The sequence below is a fragment of the Nocardiopsis sp. NPDC101807 genome, from assembly GCF_044766605.1.
GTDB lineage: Bacteria > Actinomycetota > Actinomycetes > Streptosporangiales > Streptosporangiaceae > Nocardiopsis > Nocardiopsis tropica.
Genome location: NZ_JBIWMK010000005.1, coordinates 418,373 through 431,256, shown reverse-complemented (window position 1 = coordinate 431,256; position 12,884 = coordinate 418,373). Strand labels below are relative to the sequence as shown.

At 76.3% G+C, this 12,884-nt stretch carries 14 protein-coding genes; 7 read left to right on the top strand and 7 right to left on the bottom strand.

The window, feature by feature from the left end; all coding sequences use genetic code 11:
• The first annotated feature begins 21 nt into the window (after nucleotides 1–21).
• Together ACIRPH_RS18120 and ACIRPH_RS18115 are read left to right on the top strand one after the other, a co-directional pair.
• On the top strand, nucleotides 22–729 hold the full coding sequence (locus ACIRPH_RS18120; protein WP_402915721.1) for a response regulator: 708 nt from the start codon (nucleotides 22–24) through the stop codon (nucleotides 727–729).
• A gap of 201 nt (nucleotides 730–930) precedes the next feature.
• The gene (locus ACIRPH_RS18115) at nucleotides 931–2,217 is read left to right on the top strand and encodes an alpha/beta hydrolase family protein (RefSeq protein ID WP_402915719.1); all 1,287 of its coding nucleotides are present in this window, start codon (nucleotides 931–933) and stop codon (nucleotides 2,215–2,217) included.
• 178 nt (nucleotides 2,218–2,395) lie between these two features.
• Here the strand turns inward: ACIRPH_RS18115 and ACIRPH_RS18110 are convergent, their stop codons facing one another.
• Nucleotides 2,396–3,034: a TetR/AcrR family transcriptional regulator gene (locus ACIRPH_RS18110; RefSeq protein WP_402915717.1), complete on the bottom strand. Its 639-nt coding sequence runs from the start codon at nucleotides 3,032–3,034 to the stop codon at nucleotides 2,396–2,398.
• A gap of 66 nt (nucleotides 3,035–3,100) precedes the next feature.
• On the opposite strand from ACIRPH_RS18110, the gene ACIRPH_RS18105 reads away from it, so the two are divergent.
• Nucleotides 3,101–3,931, top strand: coding sequence for a class I SAM-dependent methyltransferase (locus ACIRPH_RS18105; RefSeq protein WP_402915715.1), 831 nt, complete (start codon nucleotides 3,101–3,103; stop codon nucleotides 3,929–3,931).
• A gap of 227 nt (nucleotides 3,932–4,158) precedes the next feature.
• Here the strand turns inward: ACIRPH_RS18105 and ACIRPH_RS18100 are convergent, their stop codons facing one another.
• Both ACIRPH_RS18100 and ACIRPH_RS18095 read right to left on the bottom strand, forming a co-directional pair.
• Nucleotides 4,159–5,076 carry an ABC transporter permease gene (locus ACIRPH_RS18100; protein ID WP_402915713.1) on the bottom strand — a complete coding sequence of 306 codons (918 nt, stop codon included), beginning with the start codon at nucleotides 5,074–5,076 and terminating at the stop codon, nucleotides 4,159–4,161.
• 86 nt (nucleotides 5,077–5,162) lie between these two features.
• Entirely contained in the window at nucleotides 5,163–6,293 is a 1,131-nt protein-coding gene (locus ACIRPH_RS18095) for an ATP-binding cassette domain-containing protein (protein WP_402915711.1), read from the bottom strand.
• A 120-nt stretch (nucleotides 6,294–6,413) separates the two neighbouring features.
• Between ACIRPH_RS18095 and ACIRPH_RS18090 the strand changes: the two genes are divergently transcribed.
• Nucleotides 6,414–7,061 (top strand): YdcF family protein, encoded by a 648-nt coding sequence (locus tag ACIRPH_RS18090; RefSeq protein ID WP_402915709.1) that lies wholly within the window; start codon nucleotides 6,414–6,416, stop codon nucleotides 7,059–7,061.
• Between the two features lie 170 nt (nucleotides 7,062–7,231).
• Complete coding sequence (locus ACIRPH_RS18085; RefSeq protein ID WP_402915707.1) at nucleotides 7,232–7,426, top strand: DUF1918 domain-containing protein; 195 nt, start codon at nucleotides 7,232–7,234, stop codon at nucleotides 7,424–7,426.
• A 111-nt stretch (nucleotides 7,427–7,537) separates the two neighbouring features.
• Here ACIRPH_RS18085 and ACIRPH_RS18080 read toward each other — a convergent pair whose 3' ends face one another.
• The 3 genes from ACIRPH_RS18080 to ACIRPH_RS18070 form a co-directional block, all read right to left on the bottom strand.
• Nucleotides 7,538–8,029 carry an FBP domain-containing protein gene (locus ACIRPH_RS18080; protein ID WP_402915704.1) on the bottom strand — a complete coding sequence of 164 codons (492 nt, stop codon included), beginning with the start codon at nucleotides 8,027–8,029 and terminating at the stop codon, nucleotides 7,538–7,540.
• 275 nt (nucleotides 8,030–8,304) lie between these two features.
• Entirely contained in the window at nucleotides 8,305–9,384 is a 1,080-nt protein-coding gene (locus ACIRPH_RS18075; protein WP_402915701.1) for a DUF2293 domain-containing protein, read from the bottom strand.
• Between the two features lie 147 nt (nucleotides 9,385–9,531).
• Complete coding sequence (locus ACIRPH_RS18070; RefSeq protein ID WP_330157263.1) at nucleotides 9,532–9,735, bottom strand: hypothetical protein; 204 nt, start codon at nucleotides 9,733–9,735, stop codon at nucleotides 9,532–9,534.
• 240 nt (nucleotides 9,736–9,975) lie between these two features.
• Here ACIRPH_RS18070 and ACIRPH_RS18065 point away from each other — a divergent pair, with 240 nt between their 5' ends.
• Nucleotides 9,976–10,842, top strand: a complete 867-nt coding sequence (locus ACIRPH_RS18065) for an LLM class F420-dependent oxidoreductase (RefSeq protein ID WP_402915697.1) — start codon at nucleotides 9,976–9,978, stop codon at nucleotides 10,840–10,842.
• A gap of 22 nt (nucleotides 10,843–10,864) precedes the next feature.
• On the opposite strand, the gene ACIRPH_RS18060 is transcribed toward ACIRPH_RS18065, so the two are convergent.
• Nucleotides 10,865–11,944, bottom strand: coding sequence for an ArsO family NAD(P)H-dependent flavin-containing monooxygenase (locus ACIRPH_RS18060; RefSeq protein WP_402915695.1), 1,080 nt, complete (start codon nucleotides 11,942–11,944; stop codon nucleotides 10,865–10,867).
• Nucleotides 11,945–12,212: 268 nt separating this feature from the next.
• Here ACIRPH_RS18060 and ACIRPH_RS18055 point away from each other — a divergent pair, with 268 nt between their 5' ends.
• Entirely contained in the window at nucleotides 12,213–12,866 is a 654-nt protein-coding gene (locus ACIRPH_RS18055; RefSeq protein ID WP_402915692.1) for an HNH endonuclease family protein, read from the top strand.
• Nucleotides 12,867–12,884: the final 18 nt, after the last annotated feature.

Genomic DNA, 12,884 nt, shown 5'->3' with positions numbered 1-12,884 from the left:
CGCCGCCAGTAGGGTGTCCGGGTGAACGCGACAGACGGTGAACGCGAAGCGGGCGTCCCGGGCAGGGCACTGCGCGTCGTCCTCGCCGACGACGAGACGATGATGCGCGCGGGCATCCGCGCCATCCTGTCCTCGGCGCCCGGCATCGAGGTCGTGGGTGAGGCCGCCGACGGCGCCGCCGCCGTGGCCCTGGTGGCGGAGCACCGGCCCGACATCGCCCTGCTCGACGTCCAGATGCCCGGCACGGACGGCCTGGCGGCGACGGAGGCGATCGTCGCGGAGTACCCGGGGACGGCGGTCGTCGTCCTCACCACCTTCTCCGAGGACGCCTACATCGGCCGGGCCCTGGCGGGGGGCGCCGACGGGTTCGTCCTCAAGAGCGGTGACCCCCAGCAGCTGGTGGCGGGGCTGCGCGCCGTCGCGGACGGCGGCGCCTACCTGTCGCCGGAGGTGGCGCGCCGGGTGATCGACGAACTCGACGCCTCCGGCCCCCGCCTGTCCCGGGCGTCGGCCGCCCGTGAGCGGGTGGGCCGGCTCACCGCGCGCGAGCGCGAGGTGCTGGCGCTGGTCGGCGAGGGCTGCTCGAACGACGAGGTCGCCCGCCGCCTCGCCATCACCCCGGGCACCGTGAAGGTGCACGTGGGGGCCATCCTCACCGGGCTCGGCGTCCGCAACAGGGTCCAGGCCGCCGTCCTCGCCCACGAGGCCGGGCTGCTCCGGGGGCGCTGACGCCGCCCCGGGTCCCGGCTCCGCGGTTCCGCGGTTCTGCGGCTCCGCGCAACCGGGCCCCTCCCGCGACCGCCGGGCGGTCCGCCCCCGCCGACCCGGCCGCCGGGAAGGCGCCCCCCGACCGCCTACCCCTTTGTGCCTATCCGCCCGCTGCCGTCCAGGCGATGTGCGGGGGCGCCCCGGAGGGCGACGATGCTGCACATGATCAGCACTGGCTCCGCCGGGAGGAAGCGCGCGCTCGCCTACGGGTCCGCCGCGCTCGTCCTCGCCGCGACGTTCTCCACCCCCGCCGTCATCACCGCCGCCGCCAACCCGGGAAGCGTGGTCCTCCGCCCTCCCGAGCCCACCGGTCCGCACCCGGTCGGCCGCACCGAACTCCACCTCGTCGACCCCGGCCGCGGCCACCCGTGGGCGGAGGGCTCCGACGACAGGGACCTCACGGTGAGCGTCTGGTACCCGGCCGTGGACGGCGGTGAGGAGCGGGCCCCGTACACGACCAGGTCGCTGCGCGGAGCGCTGCGGAGCGAGCTGGAGCAGGTCGGGCTCCACCGCGACACCGTGGACCTGGAGTCGTCCCGCGCCAACGCCCTCCTGGACGCGGACGCCGCGGCCGACGCGGGCCCCTTCCCCGTCGTCCTGTTCTCCCCCGGCTTCAGGATGAACCGGTTCCTCAACACCTCGAACGCCGAGGAGCTCGCCTCTCACGGCTACGCGGTCGTGTCCATGGACCACACCTACGAGACGCCCGCCGTCGACCTGCCGGACGGGCGCGTCATCCGGACCCGGGTCCCGAACACGGAGACGGAGACCTACCGGGAGGCCATCGCGGTCCGGACGGCGGACGCCCTCTTCGTCCTGGACCGGGTGGCGGAACTGGCCGCCGGGCGCAACCCCGACGCGGACGGCCGAGAACTGCCCGCCGGCCTGGGCGACTCCCTGGACACCGACGCCCTGGGCATGTTCGGCCACTCCGCCGGGGGCCTGACCACCGCCGAGGCGATGCTGGCGGACGACCGGATCGACGCCGGCGTCGACCTGGACGGCTCGCTCTCGTACCACACGGGCGACGGGGTGTGGGCGGACTCCACCCTGGCGGGGTCGGACCGGCCGTTCGCGATCCTCGACGCCGGGCTGTCGGGCGTCCGGCGCCTGCCGCACAACAGCGGGTACAACGAGGCCTTCCAGAGGTTCGTGCAGGCCTCGTCCGCCCCCGTCCTGGAGCTGTACACGGCCGACGCCGAGCACATGGGCTACACGGACCACCAGTGGATCCTGCCCGCCCTCGCCGAGGTCCACCGCCCGGACTCGGACGCGTGGCACGAGGCGGTCGAGACGGGCATCGGCTCGATCGACCCCGAGGAGTCGGTGCGGACCCAGCGCGCCTACATCACGGCGTTCTTCGACGCCCACCTGCGCGGCGAGGACGTGCCGCTGCTCGACGGCCCCTCCCCCGAGTTCCCCTCCGTGGAGTTCGTGGAACAGCCCTGAGCGGCGCCCGCCCCGGCCGGGGGCCGGGCGGCGCGGAAGGCCGGGCGGCGCGCCCCGCCGGCGCCGCCCGGCCCTCCGTGGGACGCGGGGGAGGACGCGCCGGGCACGGCCGTCCGCCCCGGGCCGGGGCACGGGAGCGGGTCCGCCGGGGACGGAGGCCCGCCGGGCACGGCCGAGGTCAGGGTGCGCAGAGCCGTGAGGCCAGCACCCCGCGCGCCCAGCCCTCCCAGCGGTCGTGCGTCCAGCCCCTGTCCCGGACGAACACCAGGTACAGCTCCGGGCTGAGCACCCCGTACAGCTCGTCGGCGGCCTCGGCGGCGCCCCGTCCGGGGGCCGCGCCCCGCTTGGCCGCGAAGACCTCGGCGAACGCCAGCTGCACCGTGTACCGCGGGTCGGCCGGGGCCTCCTCGCCCCAGAGGGTGCGGACGGCGGGGTCGGTCGCCGCGGCGATCCGCAGCATCTCCGTGACGGCGGCGACGCGCGCGAGGACGCGCCCCGCACCGGCGACGTACAGGTCGAGCGCGGCGCGCGCGTCCCCCTCCGCCACCGCCTCCAGGAACCACGGGCGCCCCATGGTCGGCACGGGTTCGTCGTCACCGGCGATCGTCGTGTCGACCACCTGCTTGAGCAGGGCCTTCTTGGTGCCGAAGGTGTAGAAGAGCGTCTGCACCGCCACCCCCGCCCGGTCCGCGACCTCCTGCATGGGCGTGGCTCCGAAACCGTCCCGGACGAAGAGCTCGCGGGCGGCCTCCAGCATGCGCAGCCGGGTGAGCCGGGCCTTCTCGGCCCGCTTCCCCCCGGTCTTGACGTGGTTCATGCCAGCAGCCTATAACTAGCCCTAGTCACTAGTGACAGACTCTAGTGAATAGACCCGGGAGGGCCCATGGCGCCGATCGTCAACACGGAGCAGCGGGAGGTCTGGGACGGGTGGCTCGGAGAGCACTGGGTGACGCACCCCGACCGCTACGACAGCACCCTGGAGGGCTTCAACGGACCCGTCCTCGCGGCGGCCGGGATCGGCCCCTCGTCACGCGTGCTCGACGTGGGGTGCGGCACCGGCCAGCTCACCCGGGCCGCCGCGGCGATGGCCCCGCACGGCTCGGCCACCGGCGTCGACATCTCGGAGCGGATGGTCGCCACCGCGAGGGAGCGGACCCCGGAGGGGGCCGCCGCCGTCTTCGAGGTCGGGGACGCGCAGGTCCACCCCTTTCCGACCGGGGGTTACGACGCCCTGGTCAGCCGCGGCGGCGTCATGTTCTTCGACGACCCGGTCGCGGCCTTCCGCAACCTCGGTCGCGCGCTCGGCGCGGGCGGACGCCTGTCCTTCCTCGTCCCGGGCCCGCCCGAACCCGAGGGCGAGTACGCGCGTGCGACCGCCGCCCTGCGCCCGCACATGGGGAACCCCTCCCCCACCACCCGCCGCATGATGTCCCTGCGGCACCGGGAGGCGGTCGACGGCCTCCTCCTCGCCTCGGGCTTCCGCGACACGGACATCACGCTCTTCCGCTCCGTCTCCGTCCTGGGCTCCGATCCGGAGGACGCCGCGGACTTCGTGTGCGGACAGGGCAGGGTGCGCTCCCGCCTGCGGGAACTCGACGACGCCACCGCGGAGGGGATCCGCAGGGAGCTGGCCGAGGGGCTCGCGGAGTTCCACACCGACGGCGGGGTGAGGGTCGCCGACTCCGGGTGGGTGGTCAGCGCGGTACGCGCCTGAACCCGGCCGGTGCGGGCGGGACCGGGCCCGCGCCCGCACCGGCCGGGGCGGGTCCGTCGGCCACGGCTCCCGGCGGGCCGACCGGAACCGGCGCCGGCGCGACGCGGGACGCCCCGCCCCCGCTGGTCCCGTGCCCGCGGTCGGCCCCGGCGGCCGGACCCGCCGCAGCCGCGGGGCCACCGGGTGCGGGGCCGCGCGGGTGCGGGGCGGGTCCCCGGGCCGACCGGCTAGACGTCGCGGACGCGCAGCTCGGTGCGGGCCACGATCTGCGCGGCCACGGCCCAGCCCACCACCGCCAGGATGTTCACCGGCCCGTCGTAGGGCGCCGTGTAGAACCCCACGTCGCCCCCCGCGTAGAACTCGATGCCGGCCAGTCCCGGCATCAGCGCCGCGGCGTCGCCGATCGCCTGCACCTGGGACAGCTGCATGACCATCGGCAGGCCCAGCAGCACCAGGAAACCCAGGGTGATCGTGCCCGGCATGCTCCGCAGGGCCGTGCCGACACCGGTGAACAGCACCGCGAACAGCGCCATGCACAGGCCCGCGCTCAGCGCCGTCACCGCCGCCTCCGGCACGTCGACGCCCGCGTACGGGGCCACGAACCCCGCCAGCACCGCCACCCCCACCAGGGTCGAGAGCACCCCCACCGCGAAGGCCAGCCCCGCGGACACCAGCGTGCGCGCCGCCAGCACCACTCCCCGCCTCGGCCGCCACAGCAGCGTGCTCGTGACGCTCCGGTTGGCGAACTCGCCGGTGGAGGCGAGCGCCGCGAGGATCAGCACGGCGAACTGCACCAGGTAGTAGTGCCCCTGGGAGGTGAGCCGCATGAACGCGGCGCCGTCCGCCTCGTCCGGGTTCTCCAGGATGCGCGTCAGCTCGGTGTACCCCATCAGGGCAGCGAACACGGCCATGCCCGCCAACGCCACCGCCACCACCCACCACGTGGAACGCAGCGACGACTGCCGGACCCACTCGGCAGCGGTCTCCCGGAGCAGTTCGGCCCCCGCCCCGGGCGGCCCCTCCCCGACGGCGTCCCGGGGCGCCCCGGCCCCCTCCCCGGGAACCGCGCCGCCCCCGGCGGACCCGTCCCCCCGCCCGCCGCGTCCGCCCGTGCGCGTACCGCTCATCCCGTCCAGCCCTCGCATCGCGCCGCCTCCCGTGCCCTCTCCGTCCCGCCCTCGCATCGCGCCGTCTCCCGTGCCCTCTCCGTCCCGCCGCCGTCCCGTCCGCATCAGGCCGCCGTCCCCCCGGTTCCGACCGGGGAGGCCGGGTCCGCCGCCCCGGCACGGGTTCCCGTGCCGGAGGCCCCGGCGGACCGCCGCGCGGCCCGCCCCGCACGGGAGCCGTACTCGACGGCGTCCCCCGTGAGCTCCAGGTAGGCCTGTTCCAGCGAGGCCTCCACGACCCGCAGGCCGTGGACCCGCGCGCCCGCCGCGTGCGCGTGGTCGCCGACCTCCTCCGCGCCGGGGCCGAACACGCGCAGCCCGGCGGCGGGGCCGCCGCGCTCCCCCGGCGTCCGCCCACGGTCCGGTGCGACGGGGCGCGTCCCGTCGCCGGGGCCCTCCCCCGCGCCGGGGCGGCCCGTGCCGGCCGCGCCCCCCGCTCCGCCCCCGGAGGCGTCCTCGACGCGCACCCCCGGGACGGCCTTCTCCAACCGCTCCCGCAGCAGGTCGGCGTCCGGACTGTGCACCAGGACGTGCTTGCGCGACCACGCCGCGATCACGTCGCCGAGCGGGGCGTCCGCGATCAGCCTCCCCCGGCCCACGACCACCAGGTGGTCGGCGACCGTCTCCATCTCGCTCATCAGGTGGCTGGAGACGAACACCGTGCGGCCCTCGGCGGCCAGCCCCCGCGTCAGGTCGCGCATCCACCGCACGCCGTCCAGGTCGAGCCCGTTGACCGGTTCGTCGAACAGGAGCACGCCCGGGTCTCCCAGCAGGGCGTCGGCGACGCCCAGCCTCTGCCTCATGCCGAGCGAGTACCCGCCGACGCGCCTGCGGTCGACCTCCGCCAGCCCGACCTCCTCCAGGACCTCGTCCACGCGGCGCCGCGGGATCCCCGCCCCCACCGCCTTCGCGGTCAGGTGCGCGCGGGCGCTGCGCCCCGGGTGCGCGGCGTCGGGGGACAGCAGTGCGCCGACCTCGCGCGAGGGGCGCGCCAGCCCCGCGTACGCCCTCCCGTTGACCAGGGCCTCGCCCGACGTGGGCCGGACCAGGCCCAGCAGCACCCGCATCGTGGTGGACTTCCCGGCGCCGTTGGGCCCCAGGAACCCCGTCACCCGCCCCGGCTCGGCCGTGAACGTCAGCCCGTCCACGGCCTTCCCCCTCCCGTAGCGCTTGGTCAGGTCTCGTACGGTGATCACCGCGTCCCCCTCTTCTCTCCGGAACCTCGGTGCACCACGCTAGGAACCGGCGCACCCTCTCCACATCCGTGGTTCGTCGGGGCCCGACTACTCACTTGTGCCTAGAGTCCGGAGGCGCCCATGCGCGAGACCGACCGCCGCCACGCGGAGCTGCTGTGGAGGCACCACCTCATGGGACACGGGACGCGCCAGGCCGACATCGCCGTCGCGCTGGGCGGCACCAACCTGGGGGTGGCCGCCCACGCGGCCGGGCTGTACCACCGGGGCCTGTTCCCGGTCCTCGTCCTGAGCGGTGGCAACAGCCCCTCGACCCTCGCCCGGTTCCCGCGCGGGGAGGCCGTCCACTACCGCGAGCACGTGCTCGCGCTCGGCGTACCGGACGAGGCGGTGCTGCTGGAGCCGGACTCCGCCAACACCGGGGAGAACATCGCCTTCACCCGCGACCTCGTCGCCCGGAGCGGGCTGGACCCGCGGACCGTGCTGGTGGTCTGCAAGCCGTACATGGAGCGGCGGGCGTACGCGACCGTCCGCAAGCTGTGGCCGTCCGTGGAGCCCGTGTGCTCCTCCGCCCCCCTCTCGCTCGACGAGTACATCGAGGACATCGGCGACGCGAAGCTGGTGGTGGACATGGTCGTGGGCGACATGCAGCGGGTGATCGAGTACCCGGCGCGCGGTTTCTCGATCCCCCAGCCGGTGCCGGAGGACGTGCTCGCGGCCTTCGACGCGCTCGTCCGCGCCGGGTACGACGGCCGCCTCATCGCCCCCTGAACGACCTGGCCCGGGGCAGGCCCGGGGCGGTGGGGGCGGCACCGGACGGGCGGGCCGCCCGGGACGGCCCCGGTGTCCGCGGCGCGCGCCGGCCCCTCCGTTTCACGGGGCCGGGACCGCGGGTAGGCCCCGTTCGAGGCCGGACCGACCCGGCCGGAACGGGGGAGGACATGCGGGCGTCCGTCGGCGACCACGTGCACATGCACGGCGTCACCAGCACAGAGGGGCAGCACACCGGGGAGATCGTGGAGGTGCGCGGGGCCGAGGACGGCCCCCCGTACGTGGTGCGGTTCCCGAACGGCCAGGAGCGGTTGGTCTATCCCGGACCGGACACGGTGGTGGAGCCCCGCGACCCGGTGGACTGACGGCGGCTCGGGGCGGCGGGCGCCCCGCCGCCCCGAGCCGGGACGGCGGCCCGTCCGGGGGCGGGGCCCCGACCGCCGCGCACGCGGCGGCCCCGCGGGCCGGTCACGCGGTCACGCGGTCACGCGGTCCAGGAAGCCCGCCAGGTTGGTCGTGGCCCGCTCGATCTGCTCGTCCACGGTGAGGGACTCCTCGAACCGGCCGCCGGTCTCCGGCGCCTTCTTGCCGCGCACGTACAGCGAGCAGGCGAAGTCCGTGCACATGTGCAGCCCCACCGTGTTCCCCTCCCTCCCGGCCCGCCCCGCCCGGGGCGCGGCCATCAGGGTCACCCCCTGGCCCGGGTGCGTCGTCAGGCACACCGAGCACATGCTGCGGCGCATCCCCGTTCGCACGCTCGGCAGCCGGAACGCCACCCCCACGAGCCCCTCGTCCCGTTCGATGACCAGGTAGGCGCGCTCGTGCGCGGTGTGGTCACGCCAGCCGAGGAAGTCCAGGTCCTCCCACGGGCGCGTCGCGAGGTCGCGCGGCAGGGCCAGCCTCGTCGCCTCCCCCTTGGAACAGTTGACGAACGATCCGCGGATCTCCTTCTCGGTCACAGCTCTCATGCTGGAAACGCTAGACCTGCGCGGACGCCCCCGGCAACGGGATATCCGCCGCGGAGGCACCACGCGCCCGTACGCGCGCCGACGCCCCGACGAGGGCGCCGAACCCGTCGCCGCCCACCCGGACGCGCGCCGACGTCCCCGGGCGCCGGACCCGGGCGCGGCGAAGGTCCCGGACGGCACGGCCCGCGTGCCCCCGGGGCTCCGAGGGCGGGTCCACCGGCAACGGGACATCCGCCGCAGGAGGCGGGCCTGCCGCAGGCGGGGCCGCCGCGCCGTCAGGCGCCCGGGAGGGCGTCCTCCCGGGCCCACGCGGCCAGCACCCGGTCGATGCGGGCCGCGATGCGGGAGCGCGCCTCCTCACGGGGGACGCCGGCCATCAGCAGTTCGTCGTAGTCGGTGTCCTCGTGCCGGATCGACGCCACGACCGCGCGGCGCACCGCCCCCGGGTCCAGGGCGCGGCCCGCCGCCGACCGGCCCACCCTCCCGCTGCCCCGGGTGCCCGCGTGCTCCGCGATCCGCAGCGCGCGGCCGTCCGGGCACCCCGGGAACCGGAGGGCGATCTCCTCGGCGAAGCGCCCCTGGAACTCCACGTCCTGGGCCGCGCGGCGGACCGCGTCCCGCTCGCGGCGGCGCTCCCGCACGTCCTCGTCCGCGAGGCACAGGGCCTCGGCCCTCTCCAGCGCGAACTCCTCCACGAGCAGGCCCGTCCTCCGGTGCTTGCGGCGGGAGGGAACCCAGCGCATGACGACCGCCGAGAGCCCGCTCTCCTTCTTCGCGCGGCGGGTGAGCGCGGCGTCGCCCGCCGGAAGGAAGACGAGGTGGTCCATGTCGGTGCAGGCCAGGCAGTGCGGGGCGTCGTCCTCCGTGCACTGCAGGTCCGTCCCGGGCTCCCCGCAGGAGGCGCACTCCCACGGCCCCGCGGACTCCAGCACGACGAGGTCGGGGACCTTGGTGCGGCGCTTCTCCTCCCGCTTGCGCTGCGCCCCGGTCGCGTCGGGCGAGATCCAGTGGGCCCGGAAGGCCTCTTCCCAGCGTGGGTCCCCGTCGTCCGTGAACCGCAGGTCGCGCCGCTCACGGGACGCGGCGAGGTACTCGCCCTCCTCGCACGTCATGCGCTGCCGCTCGGCCCACGCGCGCAGGAGCTCGACGGCCTCGCGCTGCCGGGCGGCGGGCGCCTGGACGAGTGCGCCGAGGGAGTCGGCGCGCCCCTGGCGCCAGGTGTCGAGGGCCTTGTCCGTGACCCATCCCAGGGAGGTGAACGCGTCCAGCACGGACACCGCCCCGCGCCGTGCGACGGCGCCGGTCGCGGCGGCCGCCACCCTGCGTCCCAGCTTCGTCTCCAGATCCGGCTGCATGCCCGTGTTCCCCGACCGTTCCGCTCATCCGACGTCCCGGCGCACCAGCCTAGTGTCGCCCCCGCACGGGGCGGTCCGGCCTTCGCACCGGACGGGCGGGCGGCGGGACGCCCGTCGACGCGCCCGGGGGCGCGGCGGGTCCGGGGGTCAGTCCCGGCCGAGGAGCCGGGCGACGTGGAGGACGGCGCCGGAGGCGAGGGCGGCGAGTGCCAGCGAAGCGGCGAAGGAGGCGCCCCAGAGGACGACGCCCTCCAGCGCGACCCACGCCTCCAGGGCGCGGCGGGTGGCCTCCCGGGACACCATGAACACGAGCACGAAGACAGCGAAGGAGACGACGGAGGAGATCCTCACCCTGTCTCCTCCCCTCCGTCCGGCGCCGGCTCCGGCACGGCCCACACCCTATCCGGGCCACGCCGCGGGCCGTGAACCGGGACGCCGCCGGGGAGGACGAGGCGCCCCTCGGGCACACGCCGCGCGCCCGCGGGCCGGGCGGCACGCGTCCAGGCCGTGTCCCACCCCGGCCCGGCCGGGGCCGCGGGCGCACACTGGGCACGGGCCCGGACACCGCCGGGCCCGCGTCGAGGAGGACACATGGAACTCGGTCTGCACATAGCCGACTTCACCTGGGCCGGCGGGACCCCCGCCCTGGGCCGCACGCTCGCCGAGACGGCCCGCCACGCCGAAGCGGCGGGGATCGCCCGCATCACCGTGATGGACCACCTCTGGCAGATGGGAGACGCCACCGGCCCCCGCGAGAACGACATGCTGGAGGCCTACACCACCCTCGGGTTCCTGGCCGCGAACACCGAGCGGGTGCTGCTGCACACCCTGGTCACGGCGGCCGTGTACCGGCACCCCGGTGTCCTGGCCAAGCAGGTCAGCACGCTGGACGTGCTCTCCGGCGGCCGGGCCGGGCTGGGCATCGGCGCCGCCTGGTACGAGGACGAGGCGCTCGGGCTCGGCATCCCGTTCCCGCCGACGGCCGAGCGGTTCACGCGCCTGGAGGAGACCCTCCAGATCTGCCTCCAGATGTGGGGCGACGGCGACGGCGCCTACCAGAGCGAGCACTACCAGCTGGCCCGCACCCTGAACTCGCCGCAGAACCTCTCCGTCCCGCACCCGTACCTGATGGTCGGCGGCACGGGCGAGCGCAAGACCCTGCGGCTGGTCGCGCAGTACGCGGACGCCTGCAACCTCTTCGGCGGCCCCGAGGCGCGGCGCAAGCTCGACGTCCTCAGGGGCCACTGCGAGGCGGTGGGGCGCGACTACGACACCGTCGAGAAGACCGCCACGTTCCCCTTCACGCCCGACACGAGCAGGGGCGCCCTGGTCGGGCAGCTGCTGGACCTGCGGGAGGCCGGGTTCACGGTGGCGTACGCGTTCGGCCAGGGGTTCCCGGACCCCCGCCGCGCGATCGACCTGCTGACCTCGGCGCTCCCCGAGGTCGCCGAGGCGTAGGCCGTGCCACCGCGGACCGGCCCTAACGCCCCTCGGCCCCCAGGTCGGCGGCGATCCCGGCGACGGCCTCCTTGGCGGTGCGGCCGGCCCCGATGAGGGTGGCCGAGGCGGCCCCGGTCCAGTCGCCGTACCCCAGGAGGGTCAGGCGCGGCTCGTCCGCGGAGCGGGTCCCGTCCAGGGCGATCCGCCCCCCGCCGGCCGACGGCACGAGCGGGGCGAGGTGGTCCAGGGCCGGGCGGAAGCCGGTGCACCACAGGATCGCGTCGCAGTCCAGGGCCGTGCCGTCGGCCCAGGCCACGCCCGTCGCGGTGACCCGGTCGAACATCGGCTCCGCCCGGAGGGCGCCGCGGGCGCGGGCCTCGCGCACGCTCGGCACGGCGACGATGTCGCCGAGGTCCCCGGGGCCGGGGACCCCGGCCCCGGAGCCGTCGCGGGCGGCCCTCTGGCGCCGGGTGGCAATGGCGAACAGCGCCCGGCCGTCCACGTCGTCGGGCAGGAACCGCGGCGGCCGGGCGGTCGTCCACGTGGTGGCGGCGACCTCGGAGAGTTCGGCGAGGATCTGCGCGGCCGAGTTGCCGCCGCCCACGACCACCACCCGCCGCCCCGCGAAGGCGCCGGGGCCCCGGTAGTCCGCGGTGTGCGCCTGGACGCCCCCGAAGGCCTCCCGGCCCGGGACGGAGGGGACGTACGGGGCCCTCCACGTCCCGGTGGCGCTGACGACGTGCCGGGCGTGCCAGGTCCGCGTACCGGCGCGGACCGCGAGCCCGCCGGGTTCGCGCTCCACGCCCGTGACGGTCACCGGGCGGCGCACCGGAAGCCCGTAGCGCCGCTCGTACGCGGACAGGTACCGGGCGACGTGCCCGGCCGAGGGGTACTCCCGCCCCTCCTCGCGCGGCATCCACCAGCCGGGCAGCATGCTGTGCTCCGCCGGGGAGAACAGCCGCAGCGACCCCCAGTACTCGGTCCAGGACCCGCCCGGCCGCGTCCCGGCGTCCAGGACGACGAAGTCGGCCCCCGCCCTCCTCAGGTAGTACCCCGCGGCGAGCCCGGCCTGGCCTCCGCCGACCACCACCGCGTCGAACCTGTGGTCACGCGCGTCCATCCCGTCCCCTCCGTGCTCCGTCCCACGGCGCCCGGTCCTCCCCGGCAGACGCTACCCGGCCCGGGACCTGCCCTCCCCGGACGCCCGGGTATCGGCCCCGACCGGGGCGCACCGCGTGGATGACCGATACACCGCGCCCGCCGGGGCCCTTGCCCCGGCTTCCCCCGGTCTGCGCCCGGCCCGCCGGCCCCGTGGCGGGCGCCCGCGTTTCCATGGAGACCGTACGGCGCAGACCCTTCACACACAGCAACCGACGTGAAGGATTCCCTTGCGCCCGTCAGCTCTCACCGCCATCGCCGGCGCCCTCGGCCTCGCCGCCCTCGCCCTCGCCCCCTCCGCCGCCCACGCGGCCGCGCCCGTCCCCCTCGCGGACGCCGTCGCGGCGCTGCCCGTCGCCGACGAGAGCCGGGACGGCTACGACCGCTCCCTGTTCCCGCACTGGACCGACCAGGACGGCGACGGCTGCAACACCCGCATGGAGGTCCTCATCGCCGAGGCCACCACCGCCCCCGAGGCCGACGAGCGGTGCCGCCTCACCGGGGGCGAGTGGCTGAGCTACTACGACGACCGCGTCCACACCGAGGCGCGGGGTCTCGACATCGACCACATGGTGCCCCTCGCCGAGGCCTGGGACTCCGGGGCGTCGGAGTGGACCACCGAACGGCGCCGCGCCTACGCCAACGACCTCGACGAGGAGGTCGCCCTGGTCGCGGTCACCGCGAGGGAGAACCGCGCCAAGGCCGACAAGGACCCCGCCCAGTGGCTGCCCCCGTCGGAGGCCGCCCTGTGCCGGTACGTCACCGAGTGGACCACCGTGAAGACGCGCTGGTCGCTCAGCGTCGACCAGGCCGAGGCGGACGTCCTCGCGACCGCCGCCGAGGGGTGCCCCGACGCCGTGGTCGACACCGTGCCCGCGGCCTGAGCCCCGCCCGCCCGGGCG